This is a genomic window from Escherichia sp. B1147, assembly GCF_001660175.1.
GTDB lineage: Bacteria > Pseudomonadota > Gammaproteobacteria > Enterobacterales > Enterobacteriaceae > Escherichia > Escherichia whittamii.
The window spans coordinates 261,291-281,571 of the sequence record NZ_LFHY01000011.1; the positions used below are offsets into that span (position 1 = coordinate 261,291).

The window sequence follows — 20,281 nt, forward strand, 5'->3', positions numbered from 1 at the left end:
GAGTCCAACTTTGTTTTGCTGTGTTATGGAAATCTCACTATGGTCATTAAGGCGCAAAGCCCGGCGGGTTTCGCGGAAGAGTACATTATTGAAAGTATCTGGAATAACCGCTTCCCTCCCGGGACTATTTTGCCCGCAGAACGTGAACTTTCAGAATTAATTGGCGTAACGCGTACTACGTTACGTGAAGTGTTACAACGTCTGGCACGAGACGGTTGGTTGACCATTCAACACGGCAAGCCGACGAAAGTGAATAATTTCTGGGAAACCTCCGGGTTGAATATTCTTGAGACGCTGGCACGACTGGATCACGAAAGTGTGCCGCAGCTTATTGATAATTTGCTGTCAGTGCGTACCAATATTTCGACTATTTTTATTCGCACCGCGTTTCGTCAGCATCCTGATAAAGCGCAAGAAGTGCTGGCAACCGCCAATGAAGTGGCCGATCACGCCGACGCCTTTGCTGACCTGGATTACAACATTTTCCGCGGTCTGGCGTTTGCTTCCGGTAACCCAATTTACGGTCTGATCCTCAACGGGATGAAAGGGCTGTATACGCGAATAGGTCGTCACTATTTCGCTAATCCGGAGGCGCGCAGCCTGGCACTGGGCTTCTACCACAAGCTATCGGTACTGTGCACTGAAGGCGCGCATGATCAGGTTTACGAAACAGTGCGCCGCTATGGGCATGAGAGTGGCGAGATATGGCATCGGATGCAGAAAAATCTGCCGGGTGATTTAGCCATTCAGGGGCGATAATCTTGCCATCCTGATGACAAAGGCATAATCGCCTGATGCGCTACGCTTATCAGGCCTACGTGTTTTTGCAATGTATTGAATTTGCCATGCTTTGTAGGCCGGATAGGGCATTTACGCCACATCCGGCAAAAATGAGCCCTCCTCAAATGAGGAGGGTTATTTACAGATTTCCCATTCTTGGCGGGCAACGCTCCAGCAACTCGACGCTACCATCTTCGTTTTGCTGTTCCAGCATCACATCAAATCCCCACAGACGATGCACATGCTTCAGCACCTCTTTACGCCCCCGGTCCAGCGGAGCGCGGTTATGCGGAATGTAGCGCAGCGTCAGTGAACGGTCGCCGCGTAAATCCACGTTCCAGATCTGAATGTTCGGTTCCAGATTACTTAAGTTATATTGCGACGATAATCGGTTACGGATCTCCCGATAACCTTCCTCATTATGAATGGCCGAAATTTCCAGATAATTATGGCGATCGTCGTCCTGAACGGTGAAGAAGCGAAAATCACGCATCACTTTAGGTGACAGGAACTGGCTAATAAAGCTCTCATCTTTGAAATCACGCATCGCAAAATGCAATGTTTCCAGCCAGTCAGAACCGGCGATATCCGGGAACCAGTATTTGTCTTCTTCTGTCGGCGACTGACAAATCCGTTTAATATCCTGGAACATGGCGAAACCAAGCGCATACGGATTTATTCCGCTGTACCACGGGCTGTTATAGGGCGGCTGGAAAACTACATTGGTGTGGCTGTGCAAAAACTCCAGCATAAAGCGTTCGGTCACTTTTCCTTCATCATACAGATGGTTAAGGATGGTGTAGTGCCAGAAGGTCGCCCAGCCTTCATTCATCACCTGGGTCTGTTTCTGCGGATAAAAATACTGGCTTACTTTACGCACAATACGCAGGATTTCACGCTGCCATGATTCCAGCAGCGGCGCATTTTTCTCCATAAAATAAAGCAGGTTTTCTTGTGGCTCGGAAGGATAGCGGCGCGCTTCAGCAACAGTTTTCTCTTCCTCGCGCTTCGGCAGCGTACGCCACAGCATGTTGACCTGACTTTGCAGATACTCTTCGCGACTTTTCTGCCGGGCTTTCTCCTCCTGGAGAGAGATTTTTTGCGGTCGTTTGTAACGGTCCACACCGTAGTTCATCAGGGCATGACAGGAGTCCAGCAGCCGTTCTACTTCATCAACGCCATAACGCTCTTCGCACTCGGTAATATATTTACGCGCGAAAATCAGGTAATCGACGATCGAACTGGCGTCGGTCCAGCTACGGAATAAGTAATTATTTTTGAAGAAAGAGTTATGTCCATAGCAGGCGTGTGCCATCACTAGTGCCTGCATGGTGATGGTGTTCTCTTCCATCAGGTAAGCGATACACGGGTTGGAGTTAATGACGATTTCATAGGCCAGCCCTTGCTGGCCGTGCTTATACAGACGTTCGGTTTCGATAAACTTTTTACCGAATGACCAGTGCGGATAGTTAATCGGCATGCCGACGCTGGAGTAGGCATCCATCATCTGTTCCGAAGTGATCACTTCAATCTGGTGCGGGTAGGTATCCAGCCGATAGAGTTTCGCCACCCGGTCTATCTCTGCAAGGTAAACATCCAGCAGGTCGAACGTCCAGTCGGGTCCATCGCTCAAACGTGTGGTGTCCTTATTCATAGAATCGATCGTCGCCATACGCGCACCTCATTGTTGTCGGCGCTCTCTGTGTGGAACGCCTCATTTCAAGCATAGAACACCTGTTAAAAACCGCGTCACCGGAGAATTTTTTTCTTTGCGATTTCTTATTATCGGAGTGCCAATAATTAGCTTCTCAACGGAATTTTCTGCTGGATAAAAAGCTCGTTCAGCAGGAGATACCAAAGACAGCATATTCCCGCCGTGTCAGGGAGATGTGAGCCAGCTCACCATAAAAAATCAGTATGTTGAATAATATTTTCAACTGAGTTATCAAGATGTAATTAGATTATTATTCTTTTACTGTATCTACCGTTATCGGAGTGGCTATGCGAGTTGTCATACTGGGAAGTGGTGTGGTAGGCGTTGCCAGCGCCTGGTATCTGAATCAGGCAGGACATGAGGTCACCGTCATTGATCGGGAACCGGGGGCGGCTCTTGAAACCAGCGCAGCGAATGCCGGGCAAATCTCCCCGGGATATGCCGCGCCGTGGGCGGCACCAGGCGTGCCTTTAAAAGCGATTAAATGGATGTTTCAGCGCCATGCGCCGCTGGCTGTTCGTCTCGATGGTACGCAGTTCCAGTTGAAATGGATGTGGCAAATGTTACGTAACTGCGACACCAGCCACTATATGGAAAATAAAGGGCGGATGGTGCGCCTGGCGGAATACAGCCGTGATTGCCTGAAAGCATTACGCGCAGAGACAAATATCCAGTATGAAGGGCGGCAGGGCGGGACGCTGCAACTGTTCCGTACTGAACAACAGTATGAAAACGCCACTCGCGATATCGCCGTGCTGGAAGATGCTGGTGTGCCGTACAAATTACTGGAGTCCAGCCGCCTGGCAGAAGTGGAGCCCGCGCTGGCGGAAGTGGCGCATAAACTGACCGGCGGTCTGCAACTGCCTAATGACGAAACCGGAGACTGCCAGATGTTTACCCAGAATCTGGCGAGGATGGCGGAGCAGGCGGGGGTTAAATTCCGCTTTAATACGCCAGTTGATCAGCTGCTTTGTGACGGCGAACAAATCTACGGCGTGAAGTGTGGTGATGAAGTGATTAAGGCCGATGCGTATGTTATGGCGTTTGGTTCTTACTCGACGGCGATGCTTAAAGACATTGTTGATATTCCTGTATATCCGCTGAAGGGGTATTCCCTGACCATTCCGATTGCGCAGGAAGATGGTGCGCCGGTGTCCACCATTCTTGATGAAACCTACAAAATCGCCATTACCCGTTTCGATAACCGTATCCGCGTCGGCGGAATGGCGGAAATTGTTGGCTTTAATACTGAACTGTTACAGCCGCGTCGTGAAACGCTGGAAATGGTAGTTCGCGATCTCTATCCGCGTGGCGGTCATGTCGAGCAGGCCACGTTCTGGACCGGTCTGCGCCCGATGACGCCAGACGGCACGCCGATTGTTGGTCGCACACGCTTCAAAAATCTGTGGCTGAATACCGGTCACGGCACGCTCGGCTGGACGATGGCTTGCGGTTCCGGTCAGTTGTTAAGCGATCTGCTCTCTGGTCGCACGCCCGCTATCCCGTATGAGGATTTAAGCGTAGCGCGCTACAACCGTGGATTTGCACCATCACGCCCGGGCCATTTACATGGCGCGCACAGCTAAGGAATCGAGATGACCAGACCGATACAGGCCAGCCTCGATCTACAGGCATTAAAACAGAATCTGAACATTGTCCGCCAGGCTGCGCCGCACGCGCGTGTCTGGTCGGTGGTAAAAGCGAACGCGTATGGGCACGGCATTGAGCGTATCTGGAGTGCGCTCGGGGCGACCGATGGCTTTGCCTTACTTAATCTGGAAGAGGCCATTACCCTACGTGAGCGAGGCTGGAAAGGGCCAATCCTCATGTTGGAAGGCTTTTTCCACGCCCAGGATCTGGAGATTTATGACCAGTATCGCCTGACTACCTGTGTTCACAGTAACTGGCAGCTCAAAGCGTTGCAAATCGCGCGACTAAAAGCACCACTGGATATTTATCTTAAAGTAAACAGTGGAATGAGTCGGCTGGGCTTCCTGCCCGATCGCGTGTCCACCGTCTGGCAGCAACTGCGGGCGATGGCTAATGTTGGCGAAATGACCTTGATGTCGCATTTTGCCGAGGCCGAGCATCCTGATGGGATCACCGAGGCGATGGCGCGTGTTGACCAGGCGGCGGAAGGACTTGAGTGTCGACGCTCGTTGTCTAATTCAGCGGCGACGTTGTGGCATCCGGAAGCGCATTTTGACTGGGTGCGTCCGGGGATTGTTTTGTATGGTGCATCACCGTCCGGTCAGTGGCGTGATATCGCCAATACCGGATTACGTCCGGTAATGACGTTAAGCAGCGAGATAATTGGGATCCAGACGCTAAAAGCGGGAGATCGTGTGGGCTATGGTGGTCGCTATACCGTGCGTGATGAACAGCGAATTGGCATTGTTGCCGCCGGATACGCCGACGGTTATCCGCGTCATGCGCCAACCGGTACACCGGTTTTGGTGGACGGCGTGCGCACCATAACGGTGGGGACTGTCTCGATGGATATGCTGGCGGTAGATTTAACACCTTGCCCGCAGGCGGGAATTGGTACACCGGTTGAGTTGTGGGGCAAAGAAATCAAAATTGATGATGTCGCCGCCGCTGCCGGAACCGTTGGCTATGAGTTGATGTGCGCGCTGGCGTTACGTGTGCCTGTTGTGACGGTGTAACGTGTTGTGGCCGGATACGATGCAACCAGCGTCGCATCCGGCGATACAAGACGCATTAAACTTAAGATTCGGCTTCTTCCTCCGCTACCCGAACGCCAATCTTCAGCACTTCATTATCTTCTTTCTCGGCCACCGTCCAGATCATCCCGGCAAACTCCACCTGGTCACCGACAACCGGAGCCGCGCCTAACAATTGCTGGACAATTTCCCCCAGCGTTTGCTGTTTATCTCGATATTCCCGACCGTCTTCCAGACCATATATCAGCGCCACATCGGCATATTTGGCACTGGCTTCAAGAATGAAATCACCAAAGAAGCGTTGATCCAGCGCGACCGGCGGTGACTGGCTGAACAATTTACCGAGCGCCGGGAGATCGCGTTCCCGACCAATTACACACAATACATCGCCTTCACGCAGTCGGGTGCTGCCGGTGGGATGAAGCAACTGATTATCACGAAACAGCGCCGCAATACGTGTCTCTTTTGGCATATGCAGATCGCGCAGCGCCGCGCCCACGCACCATTTATCGGCACTCAACTGATAAACAAACTGCTCCCAGGGGTTTTCCGGATGAATATCAAGGCCAACGCGTGATACCGGGCGTCCAACGGGCGGAACCACCACTTTGGCTTTTTTTGCGGCCCACGAGAGTGACGTTCCCTGTAACAATAGCGAAACCAGAACCACGAAGAAGGCGACATTAAAGAATAGTCGTGCATTCTCCAGGCCCGCCATCATCGGGAACACCGCCAGGATAATCGGCACCGCGCCGCGCAGACCGACCCAACTGATAAATACGCGCTCGCGCAAATTGAAGCCACGGAACGGCAGCAGTCCGGCAAATACCGACAGGGGACGGGCGAAGAAAATCATCCATGCGGACAAAATGAGCGCCGGAATAGCAATAGGCAGTAAGTCACTCGGGTTAACTAACAAGCCCAGAACAAGGAACATAGCGATTTGTGCCAGCCAGGCGAGGCCGTCGAAATTCTGCAGAATGCCGTAGCGGTTGCGAATAGGGCGGTTACCCAGCAGAAAACCGCACAGATAAACCGCCAGAATACCGCTACCTTCCAGCGCAGTGGTTAATGAGAAAATCAGAATACCGCCGCTTAATGCCAGCAATGGATATAACCCGGCAGGCAGGGCGATGCGGTTGATCATTTGCAGCAGTAAATAACCGCCGCCAAGACCTATTACAATGCCCAGACCAAATTGTTGCAGAATATCGACAATGAACATCCAGCTAATATTGCTTTCATGATGCTGGATCATCGCAATCAGGGTAATGGTCAGAAAGACGGCCATCGGATCATTACTGCCGGATTCTATTTCCAGCGTCGAGCCAACACGTTCGTTAAGCCCCTTGCCGCCAAGCAGAGAAAATACCGCTGCGGCATCCGTGGAACCGACGATTGCGCCGATTAATAAGCCTTCAATCAAATTGAGATTAAACAGCCACGCCGCCATCATGCCGGTTAAACCAGATGTAATCAGCACGCCCACCGTCGCCAGCGACAGCGCCGGACCTAACGCCACGCGAAATGAACTGGCCTGGGTGCGCATCCCGCCGTCGAGCAAAATAATTGCCAGTGCGAGGTTACTTACCATGTAAGCAAAAGGATAATTATCAAACGGGATGCCGCCGACACCATCAACCCCCGCCAGCATGCCAATTGCCAGAAAAATAACCAGAATGGGAATACCAAGACGGGAAGAAAATGAACTAAGTAAAATACTGCTGGTGACAAGGATGGATCCTAAGATGAAAAGGCTAATTATTGTTGTGGCATCCAACGGTCGGTTACTCCTGATTACGCTGTCTCTTATATAAACCCTACCATATTAGCGGCAGAGACAGCGTTTTACTTAGCCCTGAAGCGTGATTTTTTTACACTTTAAGAACAGGATGACCGCTAATCGTCAACTGCGTGCCTTCCTGGGTGTTATTAAGGATGGCATGTGCGCCCAACGGCAGCGTAACCGTGCGTTGCTCATGACCAAAATCGAGGCCGGTAATGAGTGGAATCGACAGGCGGGAACGCAAAAACGCGTACACTGACTCCAGGTTGTAACCCGCGTCATAATCATTGGGCGTGCTACCACTGAAGCTACCGAGGATAATCGCCTTCTGACGTTGTAAAATTCCGGCATGATAGAGCTGCAACAGCATACGTTCGACGCGGAAAGGGTGCTCGTTAATATCTTCCAGCACAAGAATACCGTTCTCAATTTGCGGCATCCATGGCGTACCAATCAGCGAAATCAGCATCGCGAGATTGCCGCCCCACAACGTGCCTTCGGTCCGACACGTCGGGCCTTCTCCTTGCCATTCAATGGTGAATGTTTCATTGCGTAATGCCAGCCAGAAATGGTGTTCGGTAAAGGCGTTCAGCTCTTCCGCGCCAAAATTAGCCACCAGCATCGGGCCGCTAAAGGTGATGACATTACCCTGGGCCAGCAGTCCACACTGGATGGCTGTGAAATCGCTATGCCCGCAGATCAGCAACGGATCATGTTGTTGGCGAGCAACCAGCGCCTGCCAGTCAATATCCGCCAGTAAGCGGCTGGCACCGTAACCGCCGCGAACCGCCAGAACGATAGTGTTGGGTGACGTTAGCCCTGCAAGGGAATTAATATCCGCCAGACGCTCCGTTTCCGTACCTGCAAACCGCTCACAGCGACGGGCAATGACCTCTACGTTATTGACCTGATGACCCGCATCCATCAGGCGTTGAATACCGCGCTGCGCGGCGTGCTGATTAATGCAGTAACCCGACGGGGCGATTAAGTGAAACTGAGACATGGCAATTCCTTGCTGACAACAGAAACGAATTGTATATCATGCCGCTTAGGTGTGCCGTTGTCACCTCAACGGCGATTCCAGGCTATAAGGATAGATGAAGTGAAATTGAGATGGTTTGCCTTTTTGATTGTGTTATTAGCTGGTTGTGCATCAAAACATGACTACACGAACCCCCCGTGGAATGCGAAAGTTCCGGTACAACGTGCAATGAAGTGGATGCCAATAAGTCAGAAAGCCGGTGCGGCCTGGGGTGTCGATCCACAATTGATCACGGCGATTATCGCTATCGAATCGGGCGGTAACCCGAACGCGGTGAGTAAGTCGAATGCGATTGGTCTGATGCAGCTAAAAGCCTCTACGTCCGGACGTGATGTTTATCGTCGCATGGGCTGGAGTGGCGAACCGACGACCAGTGAGCTGAAAAATCCGGAGCGTAATATCTCAATGGGGGCGGCTTACCTGAATATTCTGGAAACCGGCCCGCTGGCAGGTATTGAAGATCCGAAAGTACTGCAATATGCGCTGGTGGTGTCATACGCTAACGGGGCTGGCGCACTGCTACGGACTTTCTCCTCAGATCGGAAAAAGGCGATCAGCAAAATCAACGATCTGGACGCTGACGAGTTCCTCGATCACGTAGCGAGAAATCACCCCGCGCCGCAGGCTCCACGCTATATCTACAAACTCGAGCAGGCTCTGGACGCAATGTAACTCAGTCGCGTACTTTGTCCGCTTTCTCACGGGCTTCCCGCTCTAGTGAGAAAATAATCCGCTGTAATTGCCGCTCCACCGTCGGGCTGACGTTAAGAAAACGAAAGCTCAGACGGGGAGTGGAGATGGTTTCATTTTTACCATCAATCAATTTACGCTCACTGATCGTCAGTAACTGGGCGTCAAAGTGAAAAATGCCCCATTGCCCCATGTTGACTTCAATCTGTGCAAAGCGCATGCCTTCTTGTAATCCGGCTGGTTTTGCCGTCTCCAGTAATGCACCCATTCCCCCCAGTGATAAGTCGAAAAGACGAAAATGTAACGTGCTGTTATCCGCCAGTTTGGTCTGGCAATAATAAGGCGGATGAAGTGGGGCGGAGATGCGGAAATATCTGCGTCGCTGCACAAACCACAGAGCGGGAGGTGGTGCGGTAATAAAGGCCGGAAGCTGCAGGTATTCACTTTGCTGTAATTGTTCAACAGTAAACTCGACTTTCGCACCCTGAGTTTCGGCGGTAATGGTAATGTGCTGCGCCTTAAGCACGGCATTGTTGTCTTCAGCTTGACTACCGTAATCCAGCATCAGTTTATCAGGGCTTATAGCCAGTATTTTGCTGATCAGTTGACCGTCAGTCCAACTGATACGCAAGGGAATTGCGGCTTTATGCAAATCGCGTAAAACGCCCAGCACTGCTAAAGGATTTTGTTTCAGGAACTGCTCATGGTAGTGACTCACGCGGAAAAACTCCTGACCGACAAACTGTCTTTGGTTTATCGGTAGCAATTAACAAAACTTTATACAAGTGCGATTTTTTTATATTCCGGCTGCAAATCAACCGCCAGACGTCCGACATCAAACTTACCCTTGCCTATACTTAGAGCGTTGACGTAAGCATTTCTTGCGTCCTGTTCATAGAAACGAGGGCCTGAACATGGGAATTATTGCCTGGATTATTTTTGGCCTGATAGCCGGCATTATCGCCAAGCTGATTATGCCGGGGCGTGATGGTGGTGGATTTTTCCTGACCTGTATTCTCGGGATAGTCGGTGCGGTTGTCGGCGGCTGGCTGGCAACCATGTTTGGCATTGGCGGCTCCATCAGTGGTTTTAATTTGCACAGCTTCCTGGTGGCGGTGGTGGGAGCTATTCTCGTTCTGGGGGTATTTCGCCTCTTGCGAAGAGAATAAGTGTTTCCAAAGACGGATAGCGGTGCTGACACCGCTATCCGTTGTCAAATTATGATTAAATCTAAACCAGACCAAACTGCAACGTCATCCAGATAAGCAGAATGACGTTGTTGGGTAAAAGAACGTTAATGCGAAGGTTCTGCGACTTTGGTGGTTGGCTGTGTTGTTGATTTACTGGTCGAGCGCGTTGCTGGAACGTTGTCACACGGTTGCTCTTTCGGGCAGATCAAATCCAGCATTTTCAGCGTGACGCCATTGGTCCAGCCAAAGCCATCCTGCAACGGATATTCGCCACCGCCGCCACCCGTTCCGGTGGTACTGACATCATATTTCTCGACCAGTTTTTTCTCCCGGTCATAAGTGTGCTGAACATTGGTCAGGAAGTGCCAGCTAATATCCATAGCCACCTCGTTCTGCCCGTAGTTCTGCAATCCTTCGGCAGCGACCCATTGCAACGGCGCCCAGCCATTTGGCGCATCCCATTGTTGTCCACTTTTCACCGATGTGGTGTTCAGCCCGCCTGGTTGCAATAGATGTGTTTTAGTAGCGGCAGCCATTTTGGTCGCGCGATCTTTTGCCGCTGCATTGACATAAAGCGGGAACAGGGCGGCGGCAGTTAACTGATTGCGCACTTTATTGCTCTTCAGATCGTAGTCGGCATACCAACCATGTTGATCGTTCCACAGGTATTTTTCGATCCCATTCTGACGGGCATTGGCGAGCGTCTCGTATTGGCTGGCCATCGCGTTATCCCCGGCGGCTTTACTGGCGCGGGAGAGGATTTTCTCCATTTTATACATCAGACTATTGAGATCGACCGGTACGATGCTGGTGGTGCGTAACGTATTTAACTGCTGCGGGTTGTCCATCCAGCGTGAGCTGAAATCCCAGCCAGACGCGGCAGCTGAACGCAGATCGCGGTAAATTTCAGCGGCAGGCCGGTTCGGATTGCTTTTGGCGGTGGCAATATCTTCTACCCACGACTCCGGACGTGGCGTATCGTGATCATCCCAGTAGCGGTTAAGAATAGTGCCATCCTTGAGTTTAACAACGCGCTTTTCCTGTTGTCCGGCCTGTAGGTTTTCAATACCGTCCATCCAGTACGCGTACTCTTTTTGCAGTTGCGGCAGATATTGTTTCAACGCGTCGTCACCTTCGTGTTGCGCGAGTAACTCCACCATCAAGGCAAAAAATGGCGGCTGCGATCGGCTCAAATAATAGCTGCGGTTACCGTTTGGAATATGCCCATAAGTATCTATTTCATAACCAAAGTTCGCCACCATGTCAGCCACTTTATCCCAGTGACCGCTTTCAGCAAGCCCCAGCATGGTGAAGTAACTGTCCCAGTAATACACTTCGCGAAAACGCCCTCCCGGCACGACATAGGGCTCTGGCAACGGCAACAAAGAGTCCCATTTTTCGGTACTTTCGGTAGAACGGGTTAACACCGGCCAAAGTCCGTCAATATGTTCGCGCAGTGACTGCCCCTTTGGAGGAACATATTTCTCTCCCTCTTTCGGCAGGGTGAAATTGACGTTAACGAAATGGCGCAGATCGAACCCGCTCTGATTCTGCTGCATCCGGTAGTCTGCGAGGATCATCAATGGATCGCTGTTTGGCACGGCATCGGCAAAAGTTTTTTGATCAGGAAAAAGTTTGGCGTTTTGTACATCGTCAAACAACGGTCCCAACAAAATATCAGGCGATTGTGGTGTGACGGCGATTTCTTCCGCTTGTGCCGATAGCGTGGCAAAACACAATAAAACGGTGGTGGGAATTAACGCCATTCTTTGCAGGTGACGAGGGACAAGTGGTTTCATCAATCATTCTCCTTTGGCGATACCGAACAAAACGGTATTCAAGTATCAGAAAACCTTAGTTCAGGATCGCGGCAACTGCATGATTGAAATCTCATTCTGCGAGGTGTCAGGCATTATGGCCGGTGTAATTAACAGCATCAATAGTGTTGCAATATATTCATAAAATATATGTTGTTTATTAAATGGGCAGTAACTGTTGTTGTGCGATCACAGAAGAAAAAAATCATAAGAATTTAATGAAAAAACATAATAGACCGACCAAAAACTTCCGTGAAGAATTGCGCCAGTGAAAGGTATTCCGTGAATTAAATTTATAGATAAGGATAAAACATGTCTAATGTGGAAAGATTGCCAATAAAAGAAAAAATAGGCTATAGCCTGGGCGATGCTGCCAGCCATATCGTCTTTGATTCTTCTGTTGCCATCCTCGCTTATTTCTATACCGATATTTATGGTCTGCCGCCAGCCGTAATGGGAACCATGTTTTTACTGGTGCGTCTACTGGATGCTATTACCGATCCGATTATGGGGGCAATCGCCGATGCAACCTCATCTCGTTGGGGGCGTTTCCGTCCGTGGCTGTTGGCCATCTGTATACCGTTTGCGGTCAGTTGCGTGCTGGTTTACTCCATTCCTGATTTCTCTGACAGCGGTAAGGTTGTCTATGCGGTTGCCGCCTATATATTTATGACATTAATGTATACGGCCATTAATATTCCTTACTGCTCATTGGGCGCGGCGTTGACGTCCGATCCGCATGAAAACCTGTCACTGCAATCCTGGCGTTTTGCCATCACGCCTATTGGTGGTGCGTTAGGTACTGCATTTATCCTGCCTGTCGCTGACTTCCTCTCTCCTGGGGACCGGGCTACTGGTATCCAGATTGCGATGGCGGTGTTTGGCGTTATTGGCTGCATTATGTTCTTAATCTGTTTCCTGACCACCAAAGAGCGTGTACAACCTATTCAGGAAGAAAATCTTAATATAGCTCGCGATTTGAAAATTCTTTTTAAGAATGATCAGTGGCGCATTCTCTCTGTTTATAATTTTATGATGCTGGTGGCGGTGGTTATCCGTGGCGGTGCTGTTGTTTATTATGTTAATACCGTTTTAAATAAAGGTTCAGATATTCTTACCTGGTTTATGCTCGGCGGAATGTTTGCTTCTATGTTAGGTTCTGTACTGGCGAAACCATTTGGTACTCGCTTTTGTAAAATTAAACTTTCATTCTGGGTTAATATTATTAATGCAGCATTGGGCGTTCTCTGTTATTTCCTGCCGGTAGAATACTGGGTTATTCCATTACTGGCTCATCTGGCAATTCAGATTATTCAGGGCGGAAATGGCGCACTTCAGTGGTCGATGATTACCGATGCGAATAACTATGGTGAATGGAAAACGCGTCGTCGTATTACGGGGATGAACGTTGCTGCGAATATTTTTGTCATCAAACTGGGCGTTGCGGTAGGTGGGGCGGTGATTGGTTGGGTACTGGCTTATTATGGTTATGCAACCAGTAGCACAACTCAATCCGCTAATTCAGTGCAGGGCGTAGTATTACTGTTTACCCTCTTGCCGGCATTCTTCTACTTCCTGACGGCAATTTCTATTAAGTTTTATCTGTTGAATGAAGCGAAAATGAACAAAGTAGTACAGGATTTACAACACGGTCAGTACGCTGGCTAATTACGTACGGCTTTTCCGGATGGCATAGTTACGATGCCATCCGGACACTGGTTTATTAGCCATCATGGCTAAAACGTTGCGTTTTAACGTCCAGCGTTAACGTCTCTTCAGGTTGAATTGCATACAGCTTCTCTCCCTGCTGGCAAATCCAGCCAATGCCCAGTTCACGAGCAATTAGAGCGCTGTGGGATACCGGACTTCCAGCACTAAGGCAGATGCCTTTTACGACCGTCGGATCCAGTTGAATTACCGTGGAGGGATAAATGTTCTCCGCCAGTAAAATGGTCGGCGCGCTAAACTGAGGGAGTTCTTCTTTTGTCTGTGTCAGGTGGAGCAGGGTGCGGTGCAGAAGATCGTCCACATCGATATAGCGAGCCTGCAGATATTCATCATCAATCTGCTGGTATTGCTGGCTAAGTTCTTTAAGAACCTGCTGCCAGGCATACTCCGCCGTGCAATGTTCATGCTGAAGGAGTTCGCTTGCCGCTGCCAGCAGTTCAGGATCGTCTAATAGTGTATGGTGACCGGAAAAGATTGCGGCGATATCGTCGAGCCCGCTTGATTCTGCCTTTGCTGTTAAGGTCATCAGATCTAACAACGTGAAGTCAATTGCCTGGCGTAACCGTTCCTGTTCTTCTTCCACGCTCAGTGATGATTTCGCATGTACTGTGCATAAAACGGGTTGATAATAAAAGGCTTTTCCTGTGACAGGCGGAACTAGACGCAGAGTTGGCGGTGCTATCTCTTCCGTTTCACCAAAGTTATCTTCAGCTAACTGGCGAAAAGCGACCAGTGCCTCTTCAGCCTCAGGCCCTTTTGCAATCAGGCGAAGCGTATCGTTACAGCGGACTTGTAACAGCGCAATCTGGTTAATACTCTCTGGTGTTACGCACTTACCGTTTTTCTCGAGCAACATGTCTGCATTAAATGTCGATAATGTATAGACCAGTCGGGAGGCCGGGCGCACGTGGAGGCCGTTACGGTTTTTTATCACCACAGCCAGGGAACGGGCTTCCTCATCGTGCGGCGGGCATGTGTCAGATATCTCGGTGGCGGATGACGGTAAACCCAGTTGTTCGCGTTTGGCTTCCAGCGCATGCATGGCGTCATGGATGACTTTGTCGATATCCGCCCCCGAGGCTGCGCTGACCGCTGCTGCCAGCGTTCCTTCGACCAAGGGCGCAGCGCACAAACGAACTCTCGCGGCGATCTCTGGCGCAAGCAATTCCAGTGCGGTTTCTGCACTCAATAACGCACTCCCCATATCCATCATGACCAGTACATGGTCGGTATCGGCAACGGATTCGATGGCTTCCATCACTTTGACGGCATCTGTACCGATGGGATTCTGCGGATCGTCAATTCCTGCGGCAATGGCGATTTTACAACGATCGCCCATTAACATCTGGCGGGCTAATTCACCGACACCTTCTCCCAGTCGGGCGCTATGTGAAACTATGACCAGGTTTACCATCACCAATTCCTTACTCTTTTGCGGCTAACGCCAACATTTGCATCATAAACATCACGGAGGTTGCACCAGGGTCCTGGTGACCAATACTGCGTTCACCGAGATAACTGGCACGGCCTTTGCGGGCTTGCATCGTAATCGTGCTTTGTGCGGCGGATTCCGCAACGCTACTGGCGGCTTCAAGCGCCGCCGGAACAGAAAGGTTTTGCTCACTGGACTGGCGTAACGACTCAACTACCGGCCCCCAGACATCGCACATGGTTTTATCGCCTGGTTCTGCTTTCCCCCGACTGATTACGCCGTCTGCGCCATCGCGGAACATCTGATAAAGTTCTATCAACGTCAGGCTTTGACGTGCCTGAGTTGCCTGTGCCGCGCGGATAAAGAAAGTACCGAACAGTGGGCCGCTGGCACCGCCGACGCTGGATAGCAACGTCATACCGGTATTCTTGAGAATGAAACCGATGTCTTTATCCGCGATGGCAGGGAGTTTTTCCACCACTTTGCTAAAGCCACGATTCATGTTCAGCCCGTGGTCAGCGTCGCCGATTTCACGATCCAGCCCGGTAAGATAATCGCTCTCTTTGCTGAAAATTTCTCCACAGCGAGTGAGCCAGTTAACAATTTGAGTTCTGCTCAGTGACATGGTTATCTCCTTATTTACCCCAGTTAAGCGCCGGGGTGTGGACCGGGGCGTCCCATAACGCCAGCATTTCGTCATCAACTTTCAGTAAGGTGATGGAAAAACCGGTCATGTCCAGTGAGGTGCAGTACGCGCCGATTAAATTGCGCTCGATAGTCAAGCCAGCTTGCTGGCAACGCGTGGTGAGGCGGTTATAGACGCCATACAGTTCAGAAAGCGGTGTCGCGCCAAGATTGTTGACCAGCGCAATTACGCGATCGCCAGACTGGAGCGGTTGTTTAGTTTGCGTCTCTTCCTGCCAGCTACCTTGTCGATAATCCCAGAAGCGCAGCGTGCGGTGGTATGTGCCATTTTCCAGCAGCGTGTCGAACATTTCATCGACAGTCTGATCAAGGGAGGAGAAGGGGCGACGGTCAATACCTGGCTCACCATGAATGCCGACACCAAATTCCATTTCATTATCTGCCAGCGTAAAAGAAGGTTTGCCCGCAGCCGGAACGGTACAGGCACCGAGGGCGATACCAATAGAGTGGCCCTGATTGTTCAACTTACGCCCCAGTTGTGCACAAGCGTCCAGCGATTCGCCACGTTCTGCCGCTGCGCCAACAATTTTTTCAATTAATACTGTATTGGCAACCCCGCGCCGCCCGGCGGTATAAAGACTGTCTTTAACTGCGACATCATCATCAATGACTACCGTGGTGACTTTTACACCGCTATCATGCAGTAATTCTGTCGCTGTCTCGAAGTTGAGAATATCGCCGGTATAATTTTTGATGATCAGCAATACGCCTTCACCACCATCGATTTGCATGGCACATTCAAAAATTTTATCGGGCGTCGGTGAGGTAAAAATTTCGCCCGGACACGCCCCCGAGAGCATACCCTGACCAATATAACCACAGTGCATTGGTTCGTGTCCGCTGCCGCCGCCCGACAATAACGCCACTTTTCCTGCAATTGGCGCATCGGCTCGGGTGACATACACCGGCTCCTGATGCAGTGTCAGCGAAGGATAGGCTTTCGCCAGCCCCGCCAGTTGTTCATTCAGTACGTCTTGCACATCATTGATCAATTTTTTCATTATTTTGCTCCAGCAATTATGGTAGGGCATAGATGATGTTCAACGACACGGCGACCACTGACTGCCGGTAAATCCATTGTGCATCAGGCAGGGGAAAAGAAAATTAACCCAAATTATGTTTCACAATGAAACGTATGCTTTAATAAATGTTCCATAACGGAACCATGTCGAGTCTGGATAAGTAAATTTGCGATGCGGAACACCTTTTTGTCATAAGGGCGGAAAATATGAATGACGGTTTTAACAACCAGCAACAGAGCATATCTCCCCTGATAGCAGCATCCTGGGAGCGATGCCGCAAGCTGATGAAACGGGAGTCATGGAGCGTACCGCATCAGGCTCGGGGCGTGACATTTGCTTCTATCTATCGGCGTAAGGAAGCGATGCTGGCACTCGGGCAAGCGGCACTGGAAGATGCCTGGGAATATATGGAATCGCGGGCGTGCGGACTGTTCATCCTTGATGAAACCGCCTGCATCCTTAGTCGTTATGGTGATCCGCAAACGCTGCGCCAGCTTAGTGTCCTGGGATTCAATGACGGCACGTATTGCTCAGAGGGAATTATTGGTACTTGTGCGCTATCGTTAGCGGCTATCTCCGGTCAGGCAGTGAAAACGATGGCCGATCAACATTTCAAGCAGGCGCTATGGGATTGGGCATTTTGTGCAACGCCACTGTTTGACAGTAAGGGCCGATTAACGGGAACGATAGCTCTGGCGTGTCCGGTTGAGCAAACCACCGCAGCCGATTTGCCGTTGACGCTGGCAATTGCACGCGAGGTAGGAAACTTACTGCTGACAGACAGTTTACTGGCTGAAACAAACCGGCATTTAAATCAGCTTAACGCCTTGCTGGAAAGTATGGACGATGGCGTGATTAGCTGGGACGAGCAGGGGCATTTGCAATTTATCAATGCTCAGGCGGCGCGCGTTTTGCGTCTGGATGCGGCGGCAAGCCAGGGAAGGGCGATCACTGAGCTATTAACGCTACCAACCGTATTGCAACAGGCAATAAAGCAGGCTCATCCGCTCAAACATGTGGAAGCAACTTTTGAAAGCCAGCACCAATTTATTGATGCGGTCATTACTCTTAAACCGATAATTGAAACGCAAGGTACCAGCTTTATCCTGTTGCTCCATCCGGTAGAACAAATGCGGCAATTGATGACCAGTCAATTAGGTAAAGTCAGCCATACCTTCGCCCATATGCCCCAGGACGATCCACAAACCCGCCGCTTGATTCATTTTGGCCGTCAGGCGGCGCGCAGCAGCTTTCCTGTTCTTCTTTGTGGAGAAGAGGGCGTGGGCAAGGCACTGCTAAGTCAGGCAATTCACAATGAAAGCGAGCGTGCAGCGGGTCCCTATATCGCTGTTAATTGTGAGTTATATGGTGATGCGGCGCTGGCGGAAGAATTTATTGGTGGCGATCGCACGGAGAATGAAAATGGTCGTCTGAGTCGGCTGGAACTGGCGCATGGCGGTACGCTGTTTCTTGAAAAGATTGAATATCTGGCGGTGGAGTTACAATCTGCTTTGCTTCAGGTTATCAAGCAGGGCGTCATCACGAGACTGGATGCGCGACGTTTAATACCCATTGATGTCAAAGTGATTGCCACTACAACTGCGGACCTGGCACTGCTGGTGGAGCAAAATCGTTTTAGTCGCCAGCTGTATTACGCGCTGCATGCATTTGAAATTACCATCCCGCCTCTGCGGATGCGGCGCGGCAGCATTCCTGCGCTGGTGAATAACAAATTACGCAGTCTTGAAAAACGTTTCTCTACGCGTCTGAAAATTGATGACGATGCGCTCACCCGTCTGGTTTCCTGCGCATGGCCTGGCAATGATTTTGAACTTTACAGCGTCATCGAGAATCTTGCTCTGAGTTGCGATAACGGGCGCATTCGCGTCAGTGATTTGCCTGAACATTTGTTTACCGAACAGGCGACAGATGATGTCAGCGCCACACGCCTTTCTACCAGTCTGTCATTTGCGGAAGTTGAAAAAGAGGCGATTATTAACGCAGCCCAGGTTACTGGCGGGCGTATTCAGGAAATGTCTGCATTATTGGGGATTGGCCGTACTACGCTGTGGCGAAAAATGAAGCAACATGGCATTGATGCGAGTCAGTTCAAGCGCCGTGGATAGCGGGAGTGTATGTCTCTCCCGCGAATGAGTTGCTAATTAATAGCGGTCATGACCAGGGCTGCCATGATTTGGCCCACCATTTGAGGGTGGCATTGGCTTACCGGAAGCCGCAGGACCACGCGGGCCATCGCTGTGGCGGTGATGATGGTGAGGAACACAGGCACTTAACAGGCTGGCGAAGACAATTGCTAGCAGGCTGAAGGTAAATGTTTTTTTCATGACAAACTCTTGAACGGTTAATGAATTGTGATTGTTATCACATAAAAGCCACATTGTTAATATTGCCAGGAGTCTGATTATGAATTTCGGTAACTCAGAATTGGAAGAAGCAACATAGCAGGCAAAAAAAAAGCCATTATGTGCGACTCACATAATGGCTCATTATTAACCGCTCGGGTATTACGCGGAATTAGACGTTGAACAGGAAGTTCATCACATCGCCATCTTTAACGATGTAATCTTTACCTTCTGCACGCATTTTGCCTGCTTCTTTCGCGCCTTGTTCACCTTTGTAAGTGATGAAATCTTCAAACGAGATGGTTTGTGCACGGATAAAGCCTTTTTCAAAATCAGTATGGATTTTGCCTGCTGCCTGCGGAGCAGTTGCACCAACCGGAATGGTCCATGCGCGCACTTCTTTCACCCCAGCGGTGAAGTAAGTTTGCAGGTTCAGCAGTTTATAACCGGCACGGATCACACGGTTCAGGCCCGGTTCTTCCAGTCCCAGTTCCTGCATAAATTCGTCACGTTCTTCGTCGTCCAGTTCGGCAATGTCTGCTTCAACAGCAGCACAAACCGGAACTACAATAGAGCCTTCTTTCGCCGCGATTTCACGTACCTGGTCAAGATACGGGTTGTTTTCAAAACCGTCTTCGTTGACGTTGGCAATGTACATCGTTGGTTTCAGCGTCAGGAAGCTCAGGTAACGGATAGCCGCTTTCTCTTCTGCACTTAAATCCAGCGCGCGCAGCATACCTGCGTTTTCCAGCTGTGGCAGGCATTTTTCCAGCACCGCCAGTTCGGCTTTCGCGTCTTTATCGCCACCTTTGGCTTTCTTCTGTACGCGATGAATCGCACGTTCACAGGTGTCGAGATCCGCCAGTGCCAGTTCGGTGTTGATAACTTCAATATCGTCCGCCGGGTTAACTTTGCCGGAAACGTGAATGATATTGTCATTTTCAAAGCAGCGAACAACGTGGCCGATCGCTTCGGTTTCACGAATGTTGGTCAGGAACTGGTTACCCAGACCTTCACCTTTCGACGCGCCCTTTACCAGACCGGCGATATCGACAAATTCCATGGTAGTGGGAAGCGTACGCTGCGGTTTTACGATTTCAGCCAGTTGATCCAGGCGAGGGTCAGGCATTGGTACGACGCCCGTGTTCGGCTCGATGGTACAGAATGGAAAGTTGGCCGCTTCAATACCGGCTTTGGTCAGCGCGTTGAACAGGGTAGATTTCCCGACGTTGGGCAAACCGACGATACCGCATTTGAATCCCATGATTTAAATCACCTTAATATCTTAATAATCAACCTGTTATCACAAACAGATTGCAGAAATGGAA

Annotated in this window: 17 protein-coding genes; 7 read left to right on the top strand and 10 right to left on the bottom strand. The window is 50.4% G+C overall.

Annotated features, from left to right (window positions below):
- The first annotated feature begins 39 nt into the window (after window positions 1-39).
- Complete coding sequence (fadR, locus tag A9180_RS10805; protein WP_064528680.1) at window positions 40-759, top strand: fatty acid metabolism transcriptional regulator FadR; 720 nt, start codon at window positions 40-42, stop codon at window positions 757-759.
- Window positions 760-919: 160 nt separating this feature from the next.
- Here fadR and A9180_RS10810 read toward each other — a convergent pair whose 3' ends face one another.
- Window positions 920-2,452 (bottom strand): SpoVR family protein, encoded by a 1,533-nt coding sequence (locus A9180_RS10810; protein ID WP_064528682.1) that lies wholly within the window; start codon window positions 2,450-2,452, stop codon window positions 920-922.
- A gap of 329 nt (window positions 2,453-2,781) precedes the next feature.
- On the opposite strand from A9180_RS10810, the gene dadA reads away from it, so the two are divergent.
- Together dadA and dadX are read left to right on the top strand one after the other, a co-directional pair.
- A complete protein-coding gene (gene dadA, locus A9180_RS10815; protein WP_064528684.1) occupies window positions 2,782-4,080 on the top strand; it encodes a D-amino acid dehydrogenase in 1,299 nt (432 codons plus the stop codon).
- A 9-nt stretch (window positions 4,081-4,089) separates the two neighbouring features.
- The gene (gene dadX / locus A9180_RS10820) at window positions 4,090-5,160 is read left to right on the top strand and encodes a catabolic alanine racemase DadX (RefSeq protein ID WP_064528686.1); all 1,071 of its coding nucleotides are present in this window, start codon (window positions 4,090-4,092) and stop codon (window positions 5,158-5,160) included.
- A gap of 61 nt (window positions 5,161-5,221) precedes the next feature.
- On the opposite strand, the gene A9180_RS10825 is transcribed toward dadX, so the two are convergent.
- Both A9180_RS10825 and ldcA read right to left on the bottom strand, forming a co-directional pair.
- Window positions 5,222-6,958: a potassium/proton antiporter gene (locus tag A9180_RS10825; protein WP_064528688.1), complete on the bottom strand. Its 1,737-nt coding sequence runs from the start codon at window positions 6,956-6,958 to the stop codon at window positions 5,222-5,224.
- Between the two features lie 94 nt (window positions 6,959-7,052).
- Window positions 7,053-7,967, bottom strand: a complete 915-nt coding sequence (ldcA, locus tag A9180_RS10830; RefSeq protein WP_064528690.1) for a muramoyltetrapeptide carboxypeptidase — start codon at window positions 7,965-7,967, stop codon at window positions 7,053-7,055.
- 99 nt (window positions 7,968-8,066) lie between these two features.
- Between ldcA and emtA the strand changes: the two genes are divergently transcribed.
- Window positions 8,067-8,678: a membrane-bound lytic murein transglycosylase EmtA gene (gene emtA / locus A9180_RS10835; RefSeq protein ID WP_064528692.1), complete on the top strand. Its 612-nt coding sequence runs from the start codon at window positions 8,067-8,069 to the stop codon at window positions 8,676-8,678.
- Window position 8,679: 1 nt separating this feature from the next.
- Here emtA and A9180_RS10840 read toward each other — a convergent pair whose 3' ends face one another.
- Window positions 8,680-9,414: a flagellar brake protein gene (locus A9180_RS10840; protein WP_064528694.1), complete on the bottom strand. Its 735-nt coding sequence runs from the start codon at window positions 9,412-9,414 to the stop codon at window positions 8,680-8,682.
- A 196-nt stretch (window positions 9,415-9,610) separates the two neighbouring features.
- On the opposite strand from A9180_RS10840, the gene A9180_RS10845 reads away from it, so the two are divergent.
- Entirely contained in the window at window positions 9,611-9,865 is a 255-nt protein-coding gene (locus A9180_RS10845) for a GlsB/YeaQ/YmgE family stress response membrane protein (protein WP_000511315.1), read from the top strand.
- A gap of 125 nt (window positions 9,866-9,990) precedes the next feature.
- On the opposite strand, the gene A9180_RS10850 is transcribed toward A9180_RS10845, so the two are convergent.
- Window positions 9,991-11,685: an alpha,alpha-trehalase gene (locus A9180_RS10850; RefSeq protein WP_064528696.1), complete on the bottom strand. Its 1,695-nt coding sequence runs from the start codon at window positions 11,683-11,685 to the stop codon at window positions 9,991-9,993.
- A 330-nt stretch (window positions 11,686-12,015) separates the two neighbouring features.
- On the opposite strand from A9180_RS10850, the gene A9180_RS10855 reads away from it, so the two are divergent.
- Window positions 12,016-13,371: a glycoside-pentoside-hexuronide (GPH):cation symporter gene (locus tag A9180_RS10855; RefSeq protein WP_064528698.1), complete on the top strand. Its 1,356-nt coding sequence runs from the start codon at window positions 12,016-12,018 to the stop codon at window positions 13,369-13,371.
- Window positions 13,372-13,426: 55 nt separating this feature from the next.
- On the opposite strand, the gene dhaM is transcribed toward A9180_RS10855, so the two are convergent.
- Genes dhaM through dhaK form a run of 3 tightly spaced genes read right to left on the bottom strand, consistent with a single transcriptional unit; the run spans window position 13,427 to window position 16,569 of the window.
- Window positions 13,427-14,845: a dihydroxyacetone kinase phosphoryl donor subunit DhaM gene (gene dhaM / locus A9180_RS10860; RefSeq protein ID WP_064528700.1), complete on the bottom strand. Its 1,419-nt coding sequence runs from the start codon at window positions 14,843-14,845 to the stop codon at window positions 13,427-13,429.
- Between the two features lie 10 nt (window positions 14,846-14,855).
- Window positions 14,856-15,488: a dihydroxyacetone kinase subunit DhaL gene (dhaL, locus tag A9180_RS10865; RefSeq protein ID WP_064528701.1), complete on the bottom strand. Its 633-nt coding sequence runs from the start codon at window positions 15,486-15,488 to the stop codon at window positions 14,856-14,858.
- 10 nt (window positions 15,489-15,498) lie between these two features.
- A complete protein-coding gene (dhaK, locus tag A9180_RS10870; RefSeq protein WP_064528703.1) occupies window positions 15,499-16,569 on the bottom strand; it encodes a dihydroxyacetone kinase subunit DhaK in 1,071 nt (356 codons plus the stop codon).
- Between the two features lie 227 nt (window positions 16,570-16,796).
- Between dhaK and dhaR the strand changes: the two genes are divergently transcribed.
- Window positions 16,797-18,716 carry a dihydroxyacetone kinase operon transcriptional regulator DhaR gene (gene dhaR / locus A9180_RS10875; RefSeq protein WP_064528705.1) on the top strand — a complete coding sequence of 640 codons (1,920 nt, stop codon included), beginning with the start codon at window positions 16,797-16,799 and terminating at the stop codon, window positions 18,714-18,716.
- A gap of 36 nt (window positions 18,717-18,752) precedes the next feature.
- On the opposite strand, the gene A9180_RS10880 is transcribed toward dhaR, so the two are convergent.
- Window positions 18,753-18,935: a hypothetical protein gene (locus tag A9180_RS10880; protein ID WP_077883516.1), complete on the bottom strand. Its 183-nt coding sequence runs from the start codon at window positions 18,933-18,935 to the stop codon at window positions 18,753-18,755.
- Window positions 18,936-19,125: 190 nt separating this feature from the next.
- Window positions 19,126-20,217 (bottom strand): redox-regulated ATPase YchF, encoded by a 1,092-nt coding sequence (gene ychF, locus A9180_RS10885; protein ID WP_064528709.1) that lies wholly within the window; start codon window positions 20,215-20,217, stop codon window positions 19,126-19,128.
- Window positions 20,218-20,281: the final 64 nt, after the last annotated feature.

Excerpts from the sequence above, each read along its gene's own strand:
- ldcA (WP_064528690.1), bottom strand. The coding sequence starts at position 7,967 with ATGTCTCAGTTTCACTTAATCGCCCCGTCGGGTTACTGCATTAATCAG.
- dhaR (WP_064528705.1), top strand. The coding sequence starts at position 16,797 with ATGAATGACGGTTTTAACAACCAGCAACAGAGCATATCTCCCCTGATA.
- dhaK (WP_064528703.1), bottom strand. The coding sequence starts at position 16,569 with ATGAAAAAATTGATCAATGATGTGCAAGACGTACTGAATGAACAACTG.
- ychF (WP_064528709.1), bottom strand. The coding sequence starts at position 20,217 with ATGGGATTCAAATGCGGTATCGTCGGTTTGCCCAACGTCGGGAAATCT.
- dadX (WP_064528686.1), top strand. The coding sequence starts at position 4,090 with ATGACCAGACCGATACAGGCCAGCCTCGATCTACAGGCATTAAAACAG.
- dhaM (WP_064528700.1), bottom strand. The coding sequence starts at position 14,845 with ATGGTAAACCTGGTCATAGTTTCACATAGCGCCCGACTGGGAGAAGGT.
- fadR (WP_064528680.1), top strand. The coding sequence starts at position 40 with ATGGTCATTAAGGCGCAAAGCCCGGCGGGTTTCGCGGAAGAGTACATT.
- A9180_RS10880 (WP_077883516.1), bottom strand. The coding sequence starts at position 18,935 with ATGAAAAAAACATTTACCTTCAGCCTGCTAGCAATTGTCTTCGCCAGC.
- A9180_RS10850 (WP_064528696.1), bottom strand. The coding sequence starts at position 11,685 with ATGAAACCACTTGTCCCTCGTCACCTGCAAAGAATGGCGTTAATTCCC.
- dadA (WP_064528684.1), top strand. The coding sequence starts at position 2,782 with ATGCGAGTTGTCATACTGGGAAGTGGTGTGGTAGGCGTTGCCAGCGCC.
- dhaL (WP_064528701.1), bottom strand. The coding sequence starts at position 15,488 with ATGTCACTGAGCAGAACTCAAATTGTTAACTGGCTCACTCGCTGTGGA.
- A9180_RS10855 (WP_064528698.1), top strand. The coding sequence starts at position 12,016 with ATGTCTAATGTGGAAAGATTGCCAATAAAAGAAAAAATAGGCTATAGC.
- A9180_RS10845 (WP_000511315.1), top strand. The coding sequence starts at position 9,611 with ATGGGAATTATTGCCTGGATTATTTTTGGCCTGATAGCCGGCATTATC.
- A9180_RS10810 (WP_064528682.1), bottom strand. The coding sequence starts at position 2,452 with ATGGCGACGATCGATTCTATGAATAAGGACACCACACGTTTGAGCGAT.